The organism is Undibacterium sp. GW821-FHT11B02, from assembly GCF_058808955.1.
Window position 1 is genome coordinate 403341 of sequence record NZ_JBXASD010000004.1, and the last position, 23846, is coordinate 427186.

At 49.5% G+C, this 23846-nt stretch carries 23 protein-coding genes; 17 read left to right on the plus strand and 6 right to left on the minus strand.

Going from position 1 to position 23846, the window contains the following annotated elements; translation table 11 throughout:
- Positions 1 to 120 precede the first annotated feature (120 nt).
- On the minus strand, positions 121 to 444 hold the full coding sequence (locus AC1RVX_RS10685; protein ID WP_493216566.1) for an AzlD domain-containing protein: 324 nt from the start codon (positions 442 to 444) through the stop codon (positions 121 to 123).
- Positions 441 to 1187 carry an AzlC family ABC transporter permease gene (locus tag AC1RVX_RS10690; protein ID WP_493216567.1) on the minus strand — a complete coding sequence of 249 codons (747 nt, stop codon included), beginning with the start codon at positions 1185 to 1187 and terminating at the stop codon, positions 441 to 443. Before AC1RVX_RS10690 ends, AC1RVX_RS10685 begins: the two co-directional genes overlap by 4 nt.
- A 240-nt stretch (positions 1188 to 1427) precedes the next feature.
- On the opposite strand from AC1RVX_RS10690, the gene AC1RVX_RS10695 reads away from it, so the two are divergent.
- Genes AC1RVX_RS10695 through AC1RVX_RS10710 form a run of 4 tightly spaced genes read left to right on the plus strand, consistent with a single transcriptional unit; the run spans position 1428 to position 3693 of the window.
- On the plus strand, positions 1428 to 1631 hold the full coding sequence (locus tag AC1RVX_RS10695; protein WP_493216568.1) for a zinc-finger domain-containing protein: 204 nt from the start codon (positions 1428 to 1430) through the stop codon (positions 1629 to 1631).
- A gap of 12 nt (positions 1632 to 1643) precedes the next feature.
- Complete coding sequence (locus AC1RVX_RS10700) at positions 1644 to 2075, plus strand: YybH family protein (RefSeq protein ID WP_493216569.1); 432 nt, start codon at positions 1644 to 1646, stop codon at positions 2073 to 2075.
- Positions 2076 to 2116: 41 nt separating this feature from the next.
- A complete protein-coding gene (locus tag AC1RVX_RS10705; protein WP_493216570.1) occupies positions 2117 to 3073 on the plus strand; it encodes a YheT family hydrolase in 957 nt (318 codons plus the stop codon).
- Complete coding sequence (locus tag AC1RVX_RS10710; protein WP_493216571.1) at positions 3073 to 3693, plus strand: DUF2946 family protein; 621 nt, start codon at positions 3073 to 3075, stop codon at positions 3691 to 3693. Before AC1RVX_RS10705 ends, AC1RVX_RS10710 begins: the two co-directional genes overlap by 1 nt.
- Before the next feature lie 86 nt (positions 3694 to 3779).
- Here AC1RVX_RS10710 and AC1RVX_RS10715 read toward each other — a convergent pair whose 3' ends face one another.
- Together AC1RVX_RS10715 and AC1RVX_RS10720 are read right to left on the minus strand one after the other, a co-directional pair.
- Entirely contained in the window at positions 3780 to 6431 is a 2652-nt protein-coding gene (locus AC1RVX_RS10715; RefSeq protein ID WP_493216572.1) for a hypothetical protein, read from the minus strand.
- A 297-nt stretch (positions 6432 to 6728) separates the two neighbouring features.
- Positions 6729 to 8291 carry a M48 family metallopeptidase gene (locus tag AC1RVX_RS10720; protein WP_493216573.1) on the minus strand — a complete coding sequence of 521 codons (1563 nt, stop codon included), beginning with the start codon at positions 8289 to 8291 and terminating at the stop codon, positions 6729 to 6731.
- A 45-nt stretch (positions 8292 to 8336) separates the two neighbouring features.
- On the opposite strand from AC1RVX_RS10720, the gene moaC reads away from it, so the two are divergent.
- A complete protein-coding gene (gene moaC, locus AC1RVX_RS10725; protein WP_493216574.1) occupies positions 8337 to 8861 on the plus strand; it encodes a cyclic pyranopterin monophosphate synthase MoaC in 525 nt (174 codons plus the stop codon).
- Positions 8862 to 8897: 36 nt separating this feature from the next.
- Here moaC and AC1RVX_RS10730 read toward each other — a convergent pair whose 3' ends face one another.
- Positions 8898 to 10604 (minus strand): PglL family O-oligosaccharyltransferase, encoded by a 1707-nt coding sequence (locus AC1RVX_RS10730; protein ID WP_493216575.1) that lies wholly within the window; start codon positions 10602 to 10604, stop codon positions 8898 to 8900.
- A gap of 394 nt (positions 10605 to 10998) precedes the next feature.
- Here AC1RVX_RS10730 and AC1RVX_RS10735 point away from each other — a divergent pair, with 394 nt between their 5' ends.
- From AC1RVX_RS10735 to AC1RVX_RS10770, 8 genes are all read left to right on the plus strand, one after another.
- Positions 10999 to 11427 carry a pilin gene (locus tag AC1RVX_RS10735; RefSeq protein WP_493216677.1) on the plus strand — a complete coding sequence of 143 codons (429 nt, stop codon included), beginning with the start codon at positions 10999 to 11001 and terminating at the stop codon, positions 11425 to 11427.
- A 147-nt stretch (positions 11428 to 11574) separates the two neighbouring features.
- Positions 11575 to 12042 carry a pilin gene (locus tag AC1RVX_RS10740; RefSeq protein WP_493216576.1) on the plus strand — a complete coding sequence of 156 codons (468 nt, stop codon included), beginning with the start codon at positions 11575 to 11577 and terminating at the stop codon, positions 12040 to 12042.
- A 126-nt stretch (positions 12043 to 12168) separates the two neighbouring features.
- Positions 12169 to 12609: a pilin gene (locus AC1RVX_RS10745; protein ID WP_493216678.1), complete on the plus strand. Its 441-nt coding sequence runs from the start codon at positions 12169 to 12171 to the stop codon at positions 12607 to 12609.
- Between the two features lie 63 nt (positions 12610 to 12672).
- Positions 12673 to 14595 (plus strand): hypothetical protein, encoded by a 1923-nt coding sequence (locus AC1RVX_RS10750; RefSeq protein WP_493216577.1) that lies wholly within the window; start codon positions 12673 to 12675, stop codon positions 14593 to 14595.
- A gap of 20 nt (positions 14596 to 14615) precedes the next feature.
- Complete coding sequence (locus tag AC1RVX_RS10755; RefSeq protein WP_493216578.1) at positions 14616 to 15491, plus strand: glycosyltransferase family 2 protein; 876 nt, start codon at positions 14616 to 14618, stop codon at positions 15489 to 15491.
- On the plus strand, positions 15472 to 16608 hold the full coding sequence (locus tag AC1RVX_RS10760) for a glycosyltransferase family 4 protein (protein WP_493216579.1): 1137 nt from the start codon (positions 15472 to 15474) through the stop codon (positions 16606 to 16608). The genes AC1RVX_RS10755 and AC1RVX_RS10760 overlap by 20 nt, the downstream gene beginning before the upstream one ends.
- On the plus strand, positions 16605 to 17531 hold the full coding sequence (locus tag AC1RVX_RS10765; RefSeq protein WP_493216580.1) for an NAD-dependent epimerase/dehydratase family protein: 927 nt from the start codon (positions 16605 to 16607) through the stop codon (positions 17529 to 17531). The genes AC1RVX_RS10760 and AC1RVX_RS10765 overlap by 4 nt, the downstream gene beginning before the upstream one ends.
- A gap of 7 nt (positions 17532 to 17538) precedes the next feature.
- Positions 17539 to 18573, plus strand: a complete 1035-nt coding sequence (locus AC1RVX_RS10770; RefSeq protein ID WP_493216581.1) for a glycosyltransferase family 2 protein — start codon at positions 17539 to 17541, stop codon at positions 18571 to 18573.
- Between the two features lie 19 nt (positions 18574 to 18592).
- On the opposite strand, the gene AC1RVX_RS10775 is transcribed toward AC1RVX_RS10770, so the two are convergent.
- A complete protein-coding gene (locus AC1RVX_RS10775) occupies positions 18593 to 20332 on the minus strand; it encodes a DUF4214 domain-containing protein (RefSeq protein ID WP_493216582.1) in 1740 nt (579 codons plus the stop codon).
- A 349-nt stretch (positions 20333 to 20681) separates the two neighbouring features.
- Here AC1RVX_RS10775 and AC1RVX_RS10780 point away from each other — a divergent pair, with 349 nt between their 5' ends.
- From AC1RVX_RS10780 to AC1RVX_RS10795, 4 genes are all read left to right on the plus strand, one after another.
- Entirely contained in the window at positions 20682 to 21287 is a 606-nt protein-coding gene (locus AC1RVX_RS10780) for a phosphorylase family protein (RefSeq protein ID WP_493216583.1), read from the plus strand.
- Between the two features lie 259 nt (positions 21288 to 21546).
- The gene (locus tag AC1RVX_RS10785; protein WP_493216584.1) at positions 21547 to 21876 is read left to right on the plus strand and encodes a DHCW motif cupin fold protein; all 330 of its coding nucleotides are present in this window, start codon (positions 21547 to 21549) and stop codon (positions 21874 to 21876) included.
- A 93-nt stretch (positions 21877 to 21969) separates the two neighbouring features.
- Positions 21970 to 22845, plus strand: a complete 876-nt coding sequence (locus AC1RVX_RS10790) for a helix-turn-helix domain-containing protein (protein WP_493216585.1) — start codon at positions 21970 to 21972, stop codon at positions 22843 to 22845.
- 89 nt (positions 22846 to 22934) lie between these two features.
- Positions 22935 to 23834, plus strand: a complete 900-nt coding sequence (locus AC1RVX_RS10795) for a metal-dependent hydrolase (protein WP_493216586.1) — start codon at positions 22935 to 22937, stop codon at positions 23832 to 23834.
- Positions 23835 to 23846: the final 12 nt, after the last annotated feature.

Below are 23846 nucleotides of genomic sequence, written 5' to 3' on the forward strand. Positions count from 1 at the left end.
GAGTGTGGCCTGAAACTACGAATTTTCCCCCTCGGCAACATTGGCGCTTACTAAAGCATTATCCAGTTTTCAGCTGTGAGTGACAAAGAAAGCCTCTTGGTCACCCGGCCGGTACCTGACTCACAACCCCAGGCGAATATAAGTAAATACCGCCATTCCAAAAAATATCGTTTGCAACATATTCTTGCGCACCAAAAAAAATGCCGTCGCCAGCAGGCCCGCCAGCAGACGTGGGTTGTTCAAGCCGATTTCCACCTGGCCATTGGACAACAACAGATCCGGCACAATAATGGCAGCCAAGGCACAGGCTGGTGCATAACGCAAAGCTTCCTGCACCCGTTTCGGCAAACTGATGTGATGCCCGACCAGCCAGAAGCCGCTACGGGCAATGAAGGTGGCCAGGGTCAGGAGGAATATGATCAGCCAGACTTCCCAATCGTTCATGTTGACTCCTTACTAGACTCATTGCCAGTCTGGTCATGGTCGGCTTTCTTGCCTTCCAAAAATTCTTCCAGCATCATGGCCGTGCCCATGCCCAGCAAAACTGCCAGTAGCAGCCCCAGTTTGTATGGCAAGTTCACTGCCAGCAAGGCGCAAATACCGGCTACCACCACACCGGCAAACGCAGCGCGGTTAACAATCAGTGGCAGCATAATGCAAAGTATTGCCAAAGTACCTGCAAAACCCAGCCCCCAACTGGCAGGCACCTGGCTACCCAGCAAAATACCGATAATGGAACCAAGTTGCCAGGATGACCAGTTAGGAAAAACCAGCGCCTTCAGGTATGCAAGCTTGCCCTTTTGCTCGCCAAATTCGGGATAGCGCTGCATGAACAGCCCAACCGAAATATCGCCCGTCATAAAACCCAGCCAGGCACGGGTACGCCACGGCAGGTGCGAGAAATGCGGTGCCAGAATGGCAGAAAAAATCAGGAAGCGCAGATTAACCACCAGCGCGGTCGCAAAAATCACCCAGGCCGGCGCGTGTGCGGCCATCAAGGGTAATGACGCCAGTTGGGCTGATCCGGCAAACACCAGCAGGCTCATGCCCAGCGCCTGTGGCAATGTCAGACCAGCCTTGATCATGGCGATGCCGACCACCAGACCCCAGGCGGCAATACCAAACCAGGTAGGTGCGCCCACTCTCAAACCTTCTTTGAATGCGGCCTTGTCGGTATCGAATGACATGTGTGGGGGAGGAAGTGCAGAAAAGTCCATTATTGTAACGGGGAAATAAAAAACCTGCCTGACACGCCCTGATATCAGGGAAATTGACAAACCTCAAAATTGACCAAACGGCACCACGCATTCTCACTCTGTTAGCCCAGAATCCGTTAAAATCGCGGTGGAATTTCTATTTTGGAGAAGCAGGCTACCTGACAGCAGGTCCGGCAGCTTCCCGCACCAACATTATTTACCGGAGTCACCATGTCCACATCAACCAGCGCCACCAGTAATATCGTCGAATTGCAAGCCAAGGATTTGCCTGCACACTGCCCTAATCCTGCCATGCCGCTGTGGTCGTCCCACCCGCGCGTATTTCTGGACTTGTCACATGGCGGTACTGCAACTTGCTCTTATTGCGGCACGCAATACAAACTGGCGCCGGGCGTTGTGCTCAAGGCGCATTGATTTTTTAAGACCATGCCTGCAAAAAAGCAAATGAATGGCAGTGCAGACGAAGTTGAAGCTGCTTTCTATGATGCACTCAGCCGTGCCGATCTTGAGGGTATGATGGCGCTGTGGGCCGAAGATGAAGAAATCGTCTGCATCCATCCAGGTGCTGGCCGGCTGATTGGCCATGCTGCCATACGCAGCTCCTGGGAAAGCATCTTTGAACGCGGCAGTGTCAGTATCCGGCCCTTGCAACTGCATGCCACTCACAATATGCTGACTGCCGTGCACAGCATCATAGAAGAATTTCAGCGCACAGGTGACGGCAAACAGGATGTCCATGTGCTTGCCACCAATGTCTATGTCAAAACACCGCACGGATGGCGTATCACCATGCACCATGCGTCAGTCGCGTCAGGCAAGGCACCACTGGATATGTTCAAAGCCAGCACCCTGCACTAAATTAAACTGCACTGGCATATGCGTTACCGGAATAGAGTCACATGAAATACCTGTCTCCACGCTGGTTACCTGGCGGCCACCTGCAAACGATTTACCCGGCTGTGTTTATCCACAAACCCGTCACACCCTTGCGACGTGAACGCTGGGCCACGCCAGACGAAGATTTTGTGGACGTTGATTTTTTGGATGGCGAACCGGGCAAACCCTTTGTAGTGATGTTTCATGGTCTGGAAGGCTCCAGCGACAGCCACTATGCACGCGCCATGATGGCAGCCCTGCGTGAACGTGGCTGGTCAGGTGCCATACCGCATTTTCGTGGCTGTTCTGGCCAACTAAACCAGGCCCCGCGCTTTTATCATTCTGGCGACGCACAAGAAATAGGCTGGATCATACAACGTCTTTACCAGCAATATCATCAGCAACATGCCAGCGGCAAATTTTATGCAGCAGGCGTCTCGTTGGGTGGCAATGCCCTGTTGCGTTGGCTGGGTGAATCACAACATCATGCTGACATCGTCAGCGCCGCCTGTGCCGTGTCTGCCCCACTGGATCTGGCACAAGGTGGTGCTTCGCTGTCCAGCGGTTTCAACATGATCTACACGCGCATGTTCCTGAAGACGCTGAAACCAAAATGTCTGCAAAAGCTCGATCAATTCCCCGGTTTGTTCAACAAAGATGCCATGCTCAACGCCAGGGACCTGTATGAGTTCGATAATGTCGTTACTGCTCCCCTGCATGGTTATCTGGATACCGATGATTACTGGCACCGTGCCAGCGCCAAGCATATACTCAACGACATCACCGTTCCGACGCTGGTGCTGAACGCAAAAAATGACCCTTTCCTGCCCGGTCAGCATTTACCCGCCCAGGCAGCAAACTGTGTCACACTGGACTACCCTGAGCATGGTGGTCACGTCGGCTTTGCGGCGGGCAATGTACCCGGTCATTTGAACTGGTTACCGCAAAAGATACTGCATTTCTTTGAGGCGAATAGCTGATGGATGAGATCGTCAAGGCAGCACTGGCAAAATGGCCAAATGTACCCCATTGCTATGGCTGGCTGGCTCTTGACGCACGCGGCAACTGGCGCATGCGCGATGACCGCTGCCAGGCACTGAGCCTGCCCGGCGACATCATCCGCCACCCCACCCTGCTGGCTTTCATCGCCCGCAATTATCTGTGCAATGAAGATGGCTGCTGGTATTTCCAGAATGGCCCGCAACGCGTGTATGTAGACCTGGAAGCCACTCCCTTTATTGCTACCACCACAGCCAACGGCAGCTTTGCCCTGCAACACGGCGAGCAGGCTTTCACTCCCGAACTGGCCTTCCTTGACCCACAGGGCAGATTACAACTCAGCAACGGTACCACCCTTGCACAACTGGACGACCGCGACCTGGCCACCTGCCTGCCATGGCTCACCCTTGATCAACAGCCCATCCATGATGAAGCATTGCTGGAATGGTTGGAAGACGGCAATGCGCCAGGCTGCCTGCAACTGCGCCCACCCGGCATGACCGGGCTTTGCATTGATGTTCAACGCTGCAAAGAGCATCAACTGATGCGGGAATTTGGGTATGTGCAGAGGCCGAGACTGGAAAGTATCGCTGCCAATTAGCCTCCAACTATTTGGAAGACTATGCTTCTTCAACACTGCCACAAAAACAGTGCTTAAAGCAATGCTGCAACTCATGTCATGGACAATTATTCTTCACTCCAAGTACCATCGTCCCACCATTCCTGCGCAAGGATAGTGACAACATCATAGCTGGAATCGCCTTTTTCCTGATAGACAGACAAACCCAATTGAGCAGCCAGTTCAAAATCATAGGACTTAATTGCGGCTTTTAAGTCTGGCAATACGTTTTCAGGATAGACAGCAAAGCAAACCAATTGATCGGCCTCATCGATAGCCAGTAACTGACGCGCCACCACCTTGCCTTGGGCATTGCGCGCATACAAAACCTGCTTATTGGCATCCAGCAGGCAAGCGACGGTAGAGTAATCACACAAGCCGCCTATCCCAAGGCAACTGCCGACATAGGTACCCATCATGAGAATTTCAAATGGATCTTGCTCAAACCCAAGTGTCAACTTTCCTTGAGTAGTTTGGACTGTATGTTGCAGCCCGCCGCACCACAAAGCTTGCTGGACCCGTGGATGTTTGACATACCAGGCTTGATTGAGTGGGTGCTGAATGTAATCCAAAACATTACCAGTTTTGGCACTAATCAAAAACCGACGCAAGCCCTTTCGGTTGCGTTTGGAAAAATTGTTCATTCCAGTCAATAAGCGCAGGGCATGCCTTGCAGATACAGAAGAATTACGCAACTGGAACGCCGCATCCATTTCCAACCAAAGAGCAGCCTCCAAAGCACGGAGACGCAAAGCAGGTAGCCGTGACAAGCTCAGCTTGCAATGTCTCGCTATTTGCTGAGGCGACAAATTCGCGCTGCCTTCAAAGTATTCGCGCAGGCGGCTTGGCAAGGGGCTGTCCAGTCCGGCTTCTCTGGTTAACTTCAACAACTGCTGACAAGCGTCTTGCAGCGGCATCTCTTGCCAGTCCAGGGTGAACCAGCCCGTTTTTGTCTGCTTCCTCATGAAAAGCTGGCGGCGCTCATAATGCATACCACCAAGCAAAATGGCAGTCTTAAAAAATCTTACCGGAGCTGCTAAGAAAGAAGACCGTAACAAATCTGGGGCTACACTAGCAAAAGTGTAGGTTCCAAAAACCAGCAGTCTCGTAGCATCCTGTCGACGACATGTGCGTTCAAATTGCCGCCAGATACGATCGTCGAGGTCAAGAATCTCGTGTCTTTCGTTTTCTGCCCAGGTTTCAACTATGTTGACAAAGGCATGACCATAATCGATATTTTCTGAGAATGGTGGCATACATAATTTACGCATCAAAGGCAGGAAATCACTCACTGCTTTGGGTAAACTAAGAGCATCGTCCCAGCCTTCAATGAAGCGGCTCCACATCAAGGCCAGCTTGCTTTGCCTTTCAGCAGGCATTGATATCAGTACATCATGACAGGTAGAAAATATGTTCAAATACACCTTCCACTTTGCCTGCTTCCTATCTTTATCATCTTTACCAATAAAGTTGTAAATGACATTAAGCCAAGTATCGGCAGTCTGAAGGTCGAGTCTTTTCCAGTGCGTTTCACGCAGTAACCGCGCAAGTCCGGGCAATTCGGCGCAATAACCCCATAAACATATCCACGATCTGAGACCTGTGGCGGCGCAAACATTTGCGATCGCGTCTACCGGCACATCCTTGCAATCATGTTTTGCAGTCAGTCCGTATTCGCGTAATTCAGTTTCACCGCTCATCTCAAATAACAGGCAACCAGCAAGGCTATATTCCACACTCACCTGCTTGCTCAAGTTGTGCAAGACACTACCCAGATAATATTCAAAACGCGCATCATTTTCCGTCAGGTCATGCAGACGCATAAGCTGTTCAGGGGTCATCTGCTGCACAGACAATTGCCCTTGCATTTCACGTATGAATAAACGCAGGAAAATATTCTGGCGACATGCTGGTAACAACTGCGCCAGTTCCGCACCATGGCATTGTGTAGCAGCCATCGCGCACAGATGTGCCAGCAGGTGCAGGTTTTCTGAACGGCATTCGTCATCTGCATGAATGCTGGTATGGCTATGCCATATCTGTAACCAGGCAAATTGCAGATCTTCGCTTGATGTCCGCAGATGCCAAAGGAAGCAGCGGCGAAAACCTTCAGGAAAAACCGGTAATCCTTGTACTGGCTGTTGCTTATAATGGAAAAACAATGCGTTGCTACTTGGGATCTCATCTGCAGTCATTGAAATAAGCTGCCCTTGCGCATCCAGCACTGGCAAGCTCACAAAGTCATGCCTGGCAAGGAAAGCATCCAGTAGTCTCTGCTCAGCCAGCCAGGTACAAAGATCAAAGTCCGGTTTAGCCTGCTTGGGCGGCTGGTATTTGGTGCCGCGAAAAGCCCGGGGGTTGGCCGCCGTAGCAACGGGTTTCTTCACTGTCATGACTTGGTGCAGATTTGCAGTAACCACATTCGCCGGGTCAGGCACGGTCATCCAGAACACACGCCAGAATGCAGGCCACACACTGGAAAGTTCATTCGCATTTTGCAGGCTATTCCAGTCTGCGAGCAAATCGGCTGCTTGGGGAAACAATCGTTTATCCAGCACTGACAGACAGACCTGACGAAAGCCTGGCTGCAACACGCCATCCACTTCATCGCTGAGCAAGGCAAGGATTTGTCCAGGTTGACGCAACAGATTGATAACAACGGATTTGACGACAGAGGACTTAGTCACTGTCTTGATTTTGACAGAATGAGATTTTTGCATGTGAACACAATATGAAAATCAGAAATGAAAAGACACTACCCGATAAGCCGCATCGCGTTAAAACGCTTCCAGCTGGGCACTACCATGTCTTCATTGAGGCTGAACCGGCTTGATGTGCCAGAATCAGATTTTCATCGTGGATATCACATGTGATAAATTTTATTCTAATTGAACGTGGCTTATTATAACTGTGTTCAAACCGCGTGGATATCAGGAAGAAATGTGCTTATCTCAACCTGTGCAGAAAAAAACAGGTACAAATGGAAAAAATTCGATTCATTTCACCTGACCTAACCATCAACGACGCTTCTTCTCATCCGCCATCTGATCCTTGTGTTTCTCTTTCCATTCCCGCTCGCGCGCATCGATGACTGACAGATCAAAATACTGGGCATCCTTGTCGCGGCGGGCGATTTCCAGCTGTTGCAGGGCTGCGTCCCAATTACTCTGTATGCCATAGGCTTCGGCCAGGGCCAGATGCTGGGCTGCTTGTTTGCCTTGGGCGTCATACACTTTGGCTAACAGGTTATACAATTGTGCTTCTTGCCGGTACAAAACGATCTGGTCACGCAGAAATGCGGCGGCCTGTTCTTCTTTTTTATCTGCCAGCAAAGCTTCTGCATATTGCAGGGCCACGCCACGTGACAAGGGTAGATCACGCATGGCTTTTTCTGCTTCTTTGACGGCGGCGGCAGTTTGCTGACTGGCGATCAGGATGTCGATAGACAGGTCAGCAAACATATTGCTTTGTGTTAGCAGTTCTTTATACCTGTTATCCTTTTCAACCAGTTTCTGCGACTGATCAAGCAAGGTTCTGGCTGTCTTGTAGTCCAGCCGTTTATAGGCAACAAAGGCGTGGCCATATTTGGAGGTGATCTGGTCTTCCAGTTTGCCGGACTTGGCTTGAACGTCAAAGAAAGTCAAGGCATCCATCAGGCCCTGGGTGGTGGGATCTTGCAATACACGCACCCTTGCCTTGGCCAGCAAAAATTCCAGGCTATCGGCATGCTGGCGATAGGGCTGGTCGATCAGACGTGCCTGAATGTCGGCAATACGTTCACTGGTCAGTGGATGGCTGCGCAAAAAAGGTGGGACATTGTCGCTGTAATTACGTGTAGAGTTTTGCAAACGTCCGAAAAAACTGACCATGCCTGACGGGTCAAAACCGGAATCGCGCAAAATCTGGAAACCGACCCGATCCGCTTCGCGTTCGGCATCTCGACCAAAATTTAATTGCTTTTGAATCGCCAAGCCCTGTCCACCTGCAGCCAGTGCCATGGCAGCGTCCGGGCTGGAGCGAGCAGCCAGCACGGCCAATGCCAGTGCAGCCAAAGGAATAAATGCGTCGCCCTTCTGGCTGGTCAGCATACGGGCAATGTGGCGCTGGGCAACATGACCAATTTCATGCCCCATGACCGAAGCCAGTTCCGATTCATTTTGAGCTGCTAAAATCAGACCAGAATGAAATCCGATAAAACCACCGGGAAATGCAAAGGCATTCAGCACGGGGTCACGGACGGCAAAAAATTCAAAATTGAAGGATGTTTCCCCACGAGCATCAGGACGGGTTTCCAGCATTTTATTGCCAAGGCGGTTCAGGTATTCTGATACCGGGGCGTCATCCATGAAATCAGGATCACGGCGCACCACACTCATGATCTGTTCACCCAATTTACGTTCTGCCAGTGGCGACAGTTCTTCACGCGAAGTATCACCCAATGTGGGCAGGTTTTGCGCATGTGCCAGATCTGGTGCCATGCCAAGATTGCCCATGCCGCTGATCAGCACGACAGCAGCACATATAGAAGTCCGGCGAAATGTGCGACGGACCGTATTCGCAATGCTATGATGACGGGACACTGAATTGCTTCCTTTTCTCTTCACTTTTTGCCTGTTATCACAATAATGAGTAACGATTCAACAAACCAGGGCCTCAGCCATTTTGATGCCAGTGGGCAAGCGCATATGGTCGATGTTGCCAGCAAGAATGACAGCCATCGGAGCGCCATTGCTCTTGGAAAAATCCGCATGAAGCCGGAAACCCTGGCCATCATCCTGCAAGGTAACGCAAAAAAGGGAGATGTGCTGGGTATCGCCCGCATCGCTGCCATCATGGCTGCCAAACGCACCAGCGATCTGATTCCACTCTGCCATCCTCTGGCGCTGACCAGGGTCACCGTTGATTTTAGCATTGATGAAGCCACTGCCACGATCAGTTGCCGGGCACAGGTTGAAACAATTGGTAAAACCGGTGTCGAAATGGAAGCGCTGACCGCTGTTCAGGTCGGCCTGCTGACCATTTACGACATGTGCAAGGCAGTTGACCGGGGCATGGTCATGACAGATGTACGCGTGCTGGAGAAACATGGCGGTAAATCCGGTGACTGGGTTAGCCTGATTGATGATCAGCAAGATAAGGTAACAAAATAAAGAACGCCGTCAAAATAGCAAGGCATCTCCCTGAATTTATGGCGCATCACGTGGCGGCATCGTGACAAAAATGGCCTTGTAGCGTTCATCCTGGGCGGATTTGGCTTTCCAGTAATCCCAGTATTCCGCATAGGCTGTCGGGTGCAGGCGCTGCAGAGTCAGCATGGCGCGTTCCGCTTTCTTGGGTTGCCCATTCAATACATAAGTTTCAGCCAGCTTGTTGATGATATGCACAAAACCAAATCGCGCACCCCACTTTTCCAGATAAGCAATTTCTGCCGCTGACATGCCTTCGTGCGGGTTGATTCTGGTCAGGATGAAGTATTCAAAGAATTGCGGAAAAAGAGTAAACGCAGGTTTTTGCATAGGTGCCTGCGGCGCGCTATAACCTGACTGTTCCGTGCGTAAAGCCTGAAAACCGGCAACAACTCGCTGAAAATCCAGACTGATCAAGGCCATCAACAACAGCGATACAGCCACTAGCACGGACAGGGTACTTGGTACCAACCTCACGCCATCCGTTGGCCAGCGCATCTGATGCACCATTCCCATAAGGATACCTACCGGCATCAATACATAGGCATACCACAAAGGAAATTCAACCATGCTGTGCACCATCACGGCTACAAAGCACAAACGGGCAAACTGAATCGCCAGATTAGCTGAAGGTCTGATACAGGTTTGAACAAACCACCACACCAGCGTCAACATAAACACCAAAGTGAACGGCCAGCCCAGTTCTGCAGCAAAATTCAAGATCAAGTTATGGGCATGTTCAGCATAGGTACCAGAAGCCAGATCTGCCGCTATCCTGACCTGTTCGGCCCCAAAGCCAAACCAGCCTATACCAAAGAACGGGTGTTCTGCCGCCATGCGCCAAGCCTGCGACCACAAGACCATGCGCTCGGACCGTCCGCCTACGTGTTCGGCAATTGAGCCGCCATTAAACCCAAATACCTCTCCCAAAGAGGGTAAGGCCGCGACCATACCGGCATATAACAGGGCCATGGCGATACAAAATACCAGGCTGACATGTTTTTCAATTGTGTTACCGTTGATCGCAGAGCGTCCCAGGCAGCACATCAAGACAAAAGCGGGAACAATCACCCAACCTATGCGGGAATGCGTCAACGTCAGCCCCCAAAGCAGGAAAATCACTGCCGCTATCGCCAGCCATGTTGGCATCTTGCGTGCTCTGTATAGATAGAAAGTTGAAGCAAGAGCAAAGCAAAGCAGCAAAGCCAGTTGATTCGGTTGTGCCACATTGGCAAACGGACGCATGAAAGGCTGGGTATTCGTCGCAATATACATAACGAATGGCCAGGCATATATGCCAGATAACTGTATACATTGCAAAACTACCGACAACAGACCAGCAAACAGGTGGGCAATGGCAAGCGCCTGACACAGTAACACCACGCCCCCCTCTTTTGCCGCCCAGGTTGCCCCCATCATGATTGCAGCGATCAGTGCCACTATATATAGAAGGGGCAGGATGATGTCAGCCGCGTTTTCAAGAAGGCCAGCGACAAACTGCATGGCTATCCATAACAGCAAACCCGCAAACAGATAAATAATGGCGGGTATTTGCAACCGTGGCGCTTTCTCCGCTGCGAGAAATGCAAAAGCCAGCACCAGACCCAATATGCTCAGGACGTCATGATAATAAGTACGGTAAGGATGAATATGAAAAGGATGGGCGTAAGAACAAATTAACAAAAAAACAAAAATAGCAATAGCCATTGTTGATTTTTCTCTCAAAAATACGCTAGGAACCATGTAGCAGTCTGCTTTTCATATTGACGACAAGTAAATTATCTCACGGCGACGAACACAATACAGGCCAGATCAGACAACAAAAATCGTCAATTAACAAATTCTGTCACTGCCATTTCCTGCACTGACAAAAAATGGCAGCACAAGTAAGCAGATGTAAAAAAATCGACTGCCTTTGTTGCACCCATGCCAGAATATGGCTGGCAAGCAACTTGCTTGTCCTGAGCTAGCTTCTGAACTGTCTTTGTTTTGATCAGAAGTTTCTCGTTTAAAAAAGCTGGCACATATCATGCTTATAGGTGAGTGCAGCACTTAATATAGCCTTGTTTCACTTCAATTTTAAGGATTTATCATGAAAACTATGCAAAAGGGTTTTACCCTTATCGAATTGATGATCGTTGTAGCGATTATCGGTATTCTGGCTGCTGTTGCTATTCCTGCTTACCAGGATTACACAGTTAAATCCAAAGTATCTGAAATCGGCAGTCTGATCGCTCCTGCATTGGCACAAGCTGGTGTAATGTGCTCTGGTGGTACTTTGGCATCCGCAACAAACAACTCCAACATGGGCATTCCAACTGACGTTTCCATCGCTGGCAAATACGTCAATAAGATTGCTGCTTCTGGTGCAAGCGCAACTGCAATCACAATGACAGCAACATTGCAAACTTTGGCTGAATTGGGCTCTGCAAGTGCTGGTACAGTTACATACACTGGCGCATGTGGCGTAGGTTCCCTGCGTTGGACAGTATCTGGCAGCATCCCTCCTAAATACTTCCCTAAAGCATAATTTAGCTTAAGTATTGATGGCATGAAGAATAGGGAGATTCAAACATCTCCCTATTTTTTTAGAGATGCCGTCGCAGGCTGCAGTAAAGTCGTTTTGTATTGCTTTTGGTTTTTTTTTGGCTTCCAATAAAGAACGTAAGGTGTACACATGAAAACTCAGATCAACCGCTTAACAGCGATACAGTATGCACAACGTGGATTTACATTAATTGAATTAATGATCGTTGTCGCCATCATCGGTATTTTGGCAGCAGTCGCCATACCGGCATATCAGGATTACACAGTGAAATCGAAGGTTGCTGAAGTAGGCAGCCTGGTCAGCCCGGCATTGCAAGTTGCTGGTGTGATGTGCTCTGGGGGTACCCTGGCATCGGCAAGTAGCAATTCAGCTGCTGGCATACCAACTGATGTGTCAATTTCAGGCAAGTATGTTAACAAAATAGCCATGAGTGGCGGTACCACCACGTCAGTGACGGTAACGGCAACCATGCAAACTCTGGCAGAATTGGGAAGCGCCAGTTCGGGAACCATTATCTATAACGGGACTTGCGGTGTAGGTTCATTACGCTGGACAGTTACTGGCACGGTTCCTGCTAAGTACTTGCCCAAGGCTTAATTAAGGCATCGTTCTTCATATTTGGAACCGGTACCAAAAAGCTGACCCAATCAACATCTGCCAGCTCAGGAAATTTCCAAGCAATGAAGGACTTGCCATATGAAAAAACAAAATAAAAACTTAACAATGACTCAGTACGCTCAACGCGGCTTTACATTAATTGAATTAATGATCGTGGTTGCCATTATTGGTATTTTGGCGGCAGTCGCGATACCGGCTTATCAGGATTACACTGTTAAAGCAAAAGTGGCTGAAGTAGGAAGTTTGGTTAGCCCGGCATTGCAAGTTGCTGGCGTGATGTGCTCTGGCGGCACGCTGGCGTCCGCCACCAACAATTCGACTGCAGGCATCCCTACTGATGTGTCTATTGCGGGCAAGTATGTTAACAAAATTGGCATCAGTGGCGGTACGACGACTTCGGTGACGATCACGGCAACGCTGCAAACTCTGTCTGAGTTGGGAGGCGCAAGTGCAAAAACCGTTGTATACACAGGTGCTTGTGGTGTAGGATCATTACGGTGGACTGTCAGCGGTACGATTCCGACAAAGTATTTACCTAAAGCTTAAGCTGTCGCTTAATTTAGTTGCAAAACAGGAGGTCTTAGACCTCCTTCTTTTTTTTAAAAATCGATGACAAAAGACCGTATCCCGTTATTCGCGCTCTTACTGGTTCTGGTTTTGACATTTTTTGTCTATCAACCTGGGCTAAGCGGCTACTTCCTGTTTGACGACAGCGTCAATATCCTCGAGAACAATAAGCTGCACATAGCGAGTCTTGACTGGTCAGGGTTAAAGCAAGCAGCCATGTCAGGTACGGCTGGCATGCTTGGCCGGCCCATCAGTATGCTAAGTTTTGCCCTGGATTATCTGGTCGCAGAAAATAACCCTGGCCAATTCAAACTTACCAACCTGATTATTCATTTGCTCAATGGTATTTGTGTGTATTTCTTTAGCACATTGCTGTTGAAAGCCCATCGCACAAGATTTGCCAACAGCATTCCACTAGGAAATGCTGGTTGGGTCAGTGTATGCATTGCCGCCGCCTGGTTACTGCATCCTTTGAATCTATCTGGTGTGCTGTATGTCGTGCAACGTATGACCAGCCTGAGCAGTCTGTTTTGTCTTCTTGGCTTGATTTGTTATGTGCACGGCCGTTTGCAGATGGCAAGCAACAGTAAGGGCTGGCTATACGTATTTACTGCTTTTTTTATTTTCACTCCACTGGCGATTTTTAGTAAAGAAAACGGTGCCCTGTTACCATTTTTCTTTTTTTTGACCGAATGCATTTTCTTTGGCTTTGAAGCGCCGCTTCTTTCCAGAAAATTACTCAAGACCTTATACGTCTGCACCTTGGCGATACCACTGCTGGGGATATGTATTTTTCTGGCATTGCATCCAGAATGGCTGGGCAATACTTATAAAATACGCGACTTCACCCTGGCTGAACGCCTGCTGACTGAAGCACGCATAGTCTGGTTTTATGTACGCCTGGTATTTGTGCCGGACATCAATGTGCTGGGGCTGTTCCATGACGATATTCCCTTATCCAAGGACTGGCTGGAACCCATTACCACCCTGCCCGCCTGTCTGGGAATATTGGGATTGGGAATAGCCGGTATCGTTGGTTATAAGCGCATGCCTATTGCTGCCTATGGCATATTGTTTTTCCTGGTAGGCCATAGTATGGAGTCCAGCTTCATTCCTCTGGAATTAATTCATGAACACAGGAACTACCTGCCTTCTTTCGGTCTGATTTTTGCCCTGATGTTCTACCTGTTTGTACCCGGCAAGCACAACGAAAGCATGAAAATCCGCAGTTTATTGGCAATTTTCATCCTGATCATGCTTGGCAGCATCAGTTATCTGAGAGCAGTTCAATGGGGTGACGCTGTAGAAATGAAACTGAAGGAAGTCGCCCACCATCCGGAGTCTCTCCGGGCCAATATGGATATCGCGGCATTTTATTCAGCGTTACCAGCGACAAATCAGATAGAAGCTGATGAATACTACAACAAGGCATACTCGTTTTACGCCAAGGCAGCCGAATTATCACCCTCGGACACGCTGGGCTTAATGGGTTTGATTTCATTGAATGCCAATAGAACGATGCCAGTTGAAGAGACATGGGTGTCCGCGCTAACGCAACGCTTGACTAAATTCCCATTTGCCACCAATACTGGAAACTCTTTGTCAAGATTAAGTCAGTGCACGATAGCTAAAAACTGCCAGGGAATTGATATCATCGTTGGACAGTTGTTTGAGGCCGCGTTCAAAAATCCGACATTGGCGGGTAAAACAAAAACACAATTACTGTTTGCCTGGAGTGATTATTTGCTGCAAATCCGTCAAGATCACGCCGCGACCTTGCAAGCTGTTCGCGAAGCTGCGGCGCTGGCACCAACTGATATTGACGCACAAATGAATACCGCAATCGTCCTCGTGAATTTGAAATTGAACGAAGAAGCAAAAAAACAAATTGCCGTGGTTCGCCAGCTTGATCATTTACAAACGCATGCCAGTTCCCTGACGGACCTGGAAAAGCTTATCAAGTAAAAAATAACAAGATCATCATTATGTCCGCTACCCTGTCCATCATCCTTCCGGCCAAGAACGAGGCTGCCTCTCTGCAGAGTCTGTTACCTAAACTACGTGAATACGCAGATCAGGCAGAAATCATCGTCGTTGATGATGGCTCTACCGATAACACGGTAGAGATATGCCAGCAAAACCAAGTGAAAGTTATCTCCCACCCTTACAGCATAGGTAATGGCGGTGCCATCAAGTCTGGTGCCCGGGCTGCCAAGGGTGAAATACTATTGTTCATGGATGCGGATGGTCAGCACAAACCAGAAGACATTCCACGCTTGCTGGCGAAACTGAGCGAGAAATACGATATGGTGGTCGGTGCCCGCGACCGTGCATCGCAAGCCGGAGCCCACCGCGCTGTTGCCAATGGTTTTTACAATCGACTGTCGAGCTGGATGGTGGGGCAAAAGATACATGATCTGACATCCGGCTTCCGCGCCGTTAACGCCAAAAAGTTTCGCAAGTTCCTGTATCTGCTGCCGAATACCTTTTCCTATCCAACCACGATTACCATGAGCTTCTTCCGGGCCGGCTATGCCATCGCCTACGTGCCGATCGAAGCGCCGAAACGTATCGGTAAAAGCCATGTACACGTGATCAAGGATGGCTTCCGGTTCTTGCTGATCATTATCAAGATCGGTACCTTGTATTCGCCACAAAAACTGTTCTTGCCGATCAGCCTGTCATTCTTTACGACAGGACTGGCCTATTACCTGTACACGTATATCACTACGCACCGCTTCACGAATATGAGTGCGCTGATGTTTATCTCGGCCATACTCACCTTCCTGATCGGGATAGTCTCGGAACAGGTATCTGCCTTGCACTACAAGGATAGCGACAATGAGCCATCCGGCCAATAAGGCTAGTCTTGATGTCTTGCTGGTCAGCACCTCCTACCCCAAAAATGCAAAAGACTGGCAGGGGCGATTTATTGCTGACATGTTGCAATCGCTGTCAGAAAAACCGACTCTGAAACTCAGCCTGTGGGCACCATCCGGTGACATACCTGCCAACGTCCGCAATAGCCTGAGCGGCGAAGATGCACTATGGCTGGATGGCATGCTGGCAGAAGGCGGCATCGCTCATATCGTGCGCAGCAAGGGCATAAAAGGCGTATTTTACGTACTCAAGCTATTGAACCTGCTGCGACGCACTTATCGCGGGCCGCATCAGCCTGATGTTGCCCATGTCAACTGGCTACAAAATGCCCTGCCTTTGTGGGGAACCAACACACCTGCGCTGATTACTGTTCTTGGCACCGATTTCGCCCTATTGCGCCTGCCCGGCATGAAAGCCGCACTGCGTCGTGTCATGGCGCAGCGCCCCTGCATCATTGCACCGAATGCAGAATGGATGCAGCCAACATTGCAAGCGGCCTTTGGCGATGTCGCTGAAATCCGCGTCATTCCTTTTGGGGTAGAAAAGAAATGGTTTGCCCTGCAGCGACAAACACCAGCCCCGGTGGTCAAGAAATGGCTGGTCATTACCCGCATTACTAAAAATAAGCTGGGCACCTTGCTTGAATGGGCGAAAAATCTGGTACATGAGCAACGCGAAATACATCTTTTTGGTCCCATGCAGGAACAGATAGAGCTACCAGACTGGCTGCATTATCATGGTCCAACCAACCCTGCTGCCCTGATTGGTGAATGGTTCCCTCAAGCAGCTGGTGTGCTGACACTCAGTCAGCATGATGAAGGCCGTCCACAGGTATTGCTGGAAGCCATGGCAGCTGGCCTGCCGGTGATCGTCTCTGACATACCGGGGCATACCAGCCTGGTGCAGGACAAAAACACCGGTTGGATTTGTGATAGTCAATCCAAACTGCAACAGGCACTGGATTTCCTTGACGATCCAGAGAATAATGAACTCACAGGCAAAGCAGCACGAGCCTGGATAAAAACAGAAATCGGTACCTGGGACGATTGCGCAAGTCGTTATGAATCAGCCTATTTTGATTTGATGGCAAAAAAATGAGCAACGATGGCATCTTAATTATCGGCGGTACCGGCTTCATGGGATCAGCCATCGCGCGTGGGCTGCAAAATGATCCAGCTAGCCAGCAACGGCCCATCCACATTCTGGCGAGGCATGCAGAACCTGCATTGCCAGCAGAAATACAAATACACCGTGGCAGCATGGACAATAGCGATCTTTTGCGCAGCTTGCTACCAAGCTGTTCGACGATTATTCATGCGGCTTCGTCAACTACGCCTGGTGTATCAGCAAAACAACCAACACTGGAAGCAAGCCAGAACATACTGCCCACCTTGCGCTTTATTGAATTACTGAATGAATGCGGCCCCAAACAACTATTGTTCTTTTCTTCTGGAGGCACCTTTTATGGTAATCCGGATAGCTCACCGGTATCCGAAAATACGCCTTTCTCACCACGTTCATATTACGGTGCAGGCAAGGTCGCCATAGAAGCATTTTTACAGGTCTGCCAGGTACAGACAGGTAGCAAGGTAACGATATTGCGCCCCTCCAATGTGTATGGCTGCGGCCAGCCTTTCCGCCCCGGCTTTGGTGTTATCCGTACCATGCTGGAACATGTATTGCGCGACACTGCAATAGATATCTGGGGTGATGGCGAAACCATACGTGATTTTTTGTATATCGATGACCTGGTGAATGCCTGCCTGTCCATTATCAGGCAGGGCGATGTCAGTGGCAGCTACAATATCGGTTATGGCGTTGGCCATAGCCTGAATGAAGTCATACGCAGTATGGAAGCCATATGCGGACACAAACTCAAAGTGAATTACCAGCCTGCGCGCCAGGTGGATGTAGCACGCATCGTACTCAATAACGACAAGCTCACCCAGCAATTGAACTGGCAGCCACAAGTCTCACTTGACCAGGGAATAGCACTGACCTGGCGTAGTCTGCAAGGATAAAAGCAAGATGACTCCAGTATCAACGCCGGACAAAACACCCGTCTGCAGCGTCTGCATTGCCAATTACAATGGACTCAAGCTCATCGATGCCTGTCTGCAATCCGTCTTGCAGCAACAATTTTCTGGCGCAATAGAAATCATCGTCCATGACGATGCATCAACCGATGGGTCAGCCGATTATATCCGTACCCACTACCCTGATGTCCGGCTCATTGTCAGCAATGACAACGTCGGTTTTTGCATCTCGAATAACCGCATGGCCGACATTGCAACAGGTGAATACCTGCTCTTGCTGAACAATGATGCAGAGCTATTCGATGATGCTATAGCCACCCTATACGCACATGCACAAAATTTGCAGCAGCCCGCCATACTCGGCCTGCCACAATATGACGCGGCGACAGGCAAGCTGATCGACATAGGCAGCAGTTTTGATATCTTCCTTAACCCCGTGCCCAATCTGGATCCGCAAATGCAGAACGCAGGCATGATCATCGGTGCCTGCTTGTGGATGCCACGGACACTGTGGATAGAAATCGGCGGCTTTCCGGACTGGTTTGGCTCGCTTGCGGAAGACATGTATGTCTGCTGCGTAGCGCGCTTGTACGCCTATCCAGTGCAAGCCCTGGGCACATCTGGTTTTCGTCACTGGGTTGGACAGAGCCTGGGTGGCGGCAAGGTGCTTGAAAACAAACTCAGTACCAAACTGACGCGACGTGTGGCATCCGAACGTAACAAAACCTTTGTCATGGTCATGACGACCCCGGCACCGTTAATTTATCTGCTTTTACCGCTGCATCTGTGCATGCTGTTATTGGAAGGTCTGGTACTTGCAGCCCTCAAACAGCGCTGGACATTGTTCAGCCAAATCTATTGGGGCTGCTTGAAATCACAATGGCGGGAAAGAAAAAGGCTGGTTATTTGGCGCGACAAAATACAAAGCAAGCGGGTTATCAGCCAGTCTGGCTACCTCAAAGTATTCTCTTTAATTCCGTATAAATTGCGCATGTTTTTCAGGCATGGTTTGCCTGAAGTCAAATAAAACCCTCAGATACCGCGCATCACAAAAAATTTGTCACGTCAAAACCAACCAGGCTCAGATTATTGATATTCTTGAGCGTACCAACCAGGGTAATTTCATCCGACGTGATATTCGCAACGTCGTTCTGGTTAATCACGTACCAGATACTGGCGTCACCAATAATGTCCGCAGTAATCAGTACCATCTTGGTCGCTACCGTCGGTGCAGCAAAAGCCTTGCCAGCACCAAACAGCGCTGCCAGTTTTGTCGGGTCCAGCGCATTCCCTTGAACGGTCAGTACGTCACCATTTGACCATGCTTTGGGAACGATGCTGGCGGCGTTCACGGCAGCAATTTTGGTGGTACCGGTTTTATTCAGGAAGGATGAAAAATTCAATACATCCCCACCCTTGCCTATCGTGAAATTGGTGATCAGGTCGTTACCATTATCCTGAGGCGTAATGCCAAAAGCATAGGTGTCAATAGCTGCGCCACCTTGCATGGTGTCATTCCCTTTGCCACCGACAAAAAAATTCGGATAAGCAGACCCTGTCAAAATATTATTGCCGTCATCCCCTTTGATGGTGGTGGTGACTGTCACCTTGCTACCACCGGTGGTGGTCGTGGTGGTGGCTGGTGCCAGGCTGCTGAGATCAACATTATTCACCTGCTGTATGCTGCCACTGAGTAAATCCAGGTTTTTACCATCCAGCGTAAGTTTATCCAACAGCAGGTCCACCGACAGGGGTGTCGTCAATGCCCCCTTGCCACTCAAGAGATGGTTGGTTTCATTCAACGGTATATCGATATAGTTGATCTGCAAATCAGACTTGACGGCATTGATGATATTCGCCACCTTGCCACCGGTAAATGAAGTATTGTCCAGCGTCACGGTCAGGTTGCTGACATCATTGACACTATAGTTGCTGGTCGCAAAACCTGTCAGTGTCAAAGTCGCGGTTGTATCGGTCGTCTTGGTCAGGCTACCTGTTAAGCCAGCAGGTACATTTGTCAACTTACCAAGGCTGGTGCCGACATTGCCTTTGAAGGTATCCCCCGTCAGTGTCAAGGTGATGGTATTGACGATGCTGCCGTCATTGATCTGTTTTTCATTAAATGCTGTGGAAGAATAAGTAATGCTGCCTATTGTAGGTGCAACTTCTGAAGCCTGCGCCACCTTCAATACCAATTGCTCGACATTGGTGGGGGCAACAGCAACCTCGGCAGCGGTAGGCATACGCCCCAGCAGTGTGGTGTACACTACACTGGCATATACCTTGGTTGCCGCCGAAGTCTGAAATTCTGGCGACTGTGCAAACTGGTTAAGAATTTCACCACGTGACATGCCGCCTGCCATTTGCTGCAGCCAATAATCACGACCCGCTGCATCGGCAGTGCGCCCCAGCACATTTTGGTATATCAGATCCAGGTACTGGGTATTTGATATGTTGCTACCGTATTTGGTAACAAATTCATCTGACTGTGCAAAGGTCTGGGCAATTTGTAAATTAGTGCCGCCATTTCTTTGTACACCCATCCAGAACAAGAAGCCGTCATAGTCAGGGATGCGATTAAAGGCGGCAAAATAAAGACGCACTATCTGCTCAGCCGCAGGGCTGTAATCAGACGCGGTCAGGAAATTGTATTCAACACCGGCGCGTGTCAGCAGGCCAGAATCCAGGCGCGCTGCATACAAGTCTACCGTTGCCTGATCAGCCGGCTTATCCCACAATACCTGAAACAGACCCGTGACAAATTCTTTATTGGTTTTGGCCATCATTGCACCTGAACGATTTACAACAGAGGATAGGAATAATACGCAACGGCACTTGCATTCAAGCAGCCCGTCTCTACCGTTATAACGGCAGGATTCCCGATATTTCCAGCTTAGCTATTTTGCCAAGCGGCAAAAATACTATTTTCGCTTAGTATAGTTGATAAATTTCATCCTCAATTCAAACAACAGCAATTGAAAAGTGTGGCAATTCACATCTGTACCATATATAGCTACGGACCTGAGAACAACGCTGCTGTACTTTTACTGATGTCAACAATTCAATGCGATAATCTATTGCCATCCAAAGACAGCTTAATCAGTGCAAGAATTTAGCAAAAGCAATGGAGTACCCATGAAAATCACCGTCCTGTTTCCCACTCAGACTGAAGCCAGCCTGTTCCAGCGCGACGATGTGACTACCGTCATCTCTGGTGTCGGCCTGAGCGCCACGGCACATGCCACGACCAGACTCATCCACCAACAAAAGCGGGATATGCTGATCATGGCAGGCATAGCCGGGGCCTATCCCCATTCTGGTCTGAAGATAGGTGACGTCACCCTTGTCGCCAGTGAGGTAGAGGGTGATCTGGGATTCTTTACTCCCTCCGGCTTTGTCCATCTTGCCCACTTGCCGATAGATATGGAATTTGAACGTCGCCATACCCTTGCCTGCCCGCATCTGCCAGTCAACCCGCTCTTCCCGCTGGCACGCAGCATGTCGTTGAATGCAGCAATGGCACCGTTTGTAAATACTGCTGAAGTCGACCTGGAAAACATGGAAGGGGCTGCTTTTTTTTATACCTGCCTGCAAGAAAATCAAGCATTCCTGGAATTGCGGGCTATCTCAAATTTTGTCAATATCCATAATGATGAATGGGATATGCAAGGTTCGGTCAAAGCCATGACTGCTGGCCTGCATCAATTAATAGATTCGCTATTGCACCCACATAAACGCTAATCGACCAGGACAAGCTGATAACACTGTTCAATGAAAGCAACTCAACGTGAATGACCCAACGCCCGAACATGTCAAAACGTCATTCTTGAAACGTGCGCTGATCACGGCAGGCGATATCGCCGTTTTACGGGACAGTGTCTGACAGTGCAACTAAACTCGATTACAGATGGTGATCAAAATAAACCAAAATTGTTACCTGCGCTAGCGTACAGGCTGGTCTAAAGTCGTAGCTGTATTTACGCGACTATGGTAAAGAATAATGAAAATCACAGACATCCCCTTTGGCACCACAGACTGGAGTTCGATAGCAACCACCACCCATCCGGGAATAACCGGCACAGCCTACTGGCGCACCTGTCACTTCGGCGATATCCGCGTACGCATGGTTGAATATACGCCCGGTTATCTGGCAGACCACTGGTGCAGCAAAGGCCATATCTTGCTATGCCTGGAAGGGGAATTGCAAACAGAACTGGATGACGGCCGCATCTTGAACTTGCGGGCAGGTATGAGCTATCAGGTAGCCGATGGCGCAGAAGCGCATCGCTCGTCAACCACTACCGGTGCCAAGCTGTTTATTGTTGATTAAGCGGCCACACAAGTAGCTTTGATATATGGGTCAGTATCAACGCAAAACCAGTAAAATGCAGTAATCGAATTAACGCCTAAAGCTTACTGTATCTTGAACCAGCCCAATACCGCCGCTTATCCGGTCAGGCATCACGTCTTCCCCGTGCACCCAAGGCTGGTTCCACTGCTCATGCATATACTGGTGGTGGAACTGAATGACTGTGAGGCATCTTTACCCGCTACGCTATGTCCAGCCGTTATGCTGTTCGTGCGTGGGGGCGGCAGCATGGAAAACGCGGATCAAAGTCGTACAGAATCACCACGTTTTTTCTTGCGCGGCCCAACGATGACGCCTGTAAATGTGCACTATCCGGCAAATACCCTGACGGTTTCGGTCTGTCTGCGGCCCGGCATGCTGCATCAGGCAACCGGCCTGAACGCCAAAGACATCGCGGATGGTTATGTCACGATGGATAAGCTGGCAGATGAAGAAAAATTGACAGCCTTTTTGCAATCATTGGAAAACGAGCAAGAGATTAGCCGTATCGTCAGTCTGTTTCAGGATTTTTTGCTGGACATACTTGATCACAAAAAAAAGAATGGCATAGGTGCAGCATTCCTGGCCGCGCATAAAAAAGTCTTCTTTCCTTTGCTCGACCTGTCCGAGTACTTTGGCATAGGGCAAAGACAGCTTGAGCGCCGGGTACGTGATGCGTTTGGCGTCACGCTGCGTGATGTCCGGCGCATCGTGCGCTTTGGTCAATCCCTTCCCTCCCTGATCAAACCGGATGTGGCCTGGGGTGACCTGACCCAGATTGCGCAAGACACCGGATATTACGATCAGGCTCACATGCACAGGGAATATCTGGAGCTGGCAGGTATTGCGCCGGCCCAGTTAAGACAGAAAATCAATAGCCAGGATCCAGCCTACTGGCTTTACCGCATTGGCACGCAGGATTTTTATGATCTCTTTTTATCGGTCAAATGACGGGTTGGTACAAATTTGACGCTTTGATACAAGTACGCTGCATGCATATTGTTTAGACTGTTTTCCATGATTAAACATGAGGGAACAAGATGAGCAAGGCTGAAGACAACACCGCATCGTACACCGTAGCGGGCACCGTATCAGATAAGTCAAATGCAACTTTGCAGGTCAGACATCTGCATGTTGATTTCTCCAAAGGCTTTCCACGTCACTGGTTGGGCAATGATGCTTTTCGCTCACAGTTATTCAATGCACAGTCCTTCAGTTTTCCTTTGGGAGAGCAGTATTTCATCGACAGTGTGCGTGCAGCCCTGCCACTATTAAACGATGAAAAACTGAAAGCCGATGTCAAAGGTTTCATTGGTCAGGAATCAACCCATCGCCACATCCACGAACAATACAACCGGCAACTGAATGCCCAGGGCCTGAGCTATTTCATTGAACCTTTTGTCAGATGGCGCATACGCATGGCAGCCGGTCTGAGTGTCAAAAACAACCTGGCAGTCACCATGGCATATGAACATTTCACGGCGATTTTTGCTGACGGTGTATTGAGTGAAGCAAAGTGGGTGGACGATGCAGTGGAACCAATGAAACGCTTATGGACCTGGCATTCCATAGAAGAAACCGAACACAAATCCGTGGCCTTTGATGTTTATCGAGCCCTGGGTGGTGGTTACTGGCGGCGGGTCGCCTGGCTGCTCTATGTGACGATGCTGTTCAGCTTTGACACCGCTGTACAGACTGCACATTGCCTGTATCGCGACGGTGAGTTATTTAAAGTCAAAACACTGTGGCAAGGATTGAAATTTTACTTTGGTCGCCGTGGCCTGTTGTGGTTTTCCTTGCCCCAATATCTGGCTTACTTCAAACCCAGCTTCCAGCCATGGGCAAGAGACAATCTGCATCTGACCAAGGATTGGCTGACAGCAAATACCGATGTCTACAAAAACGTAGGTGCAACAGCACAGTCCGCAGTCAAACAGTGATTTCGCAAGCAG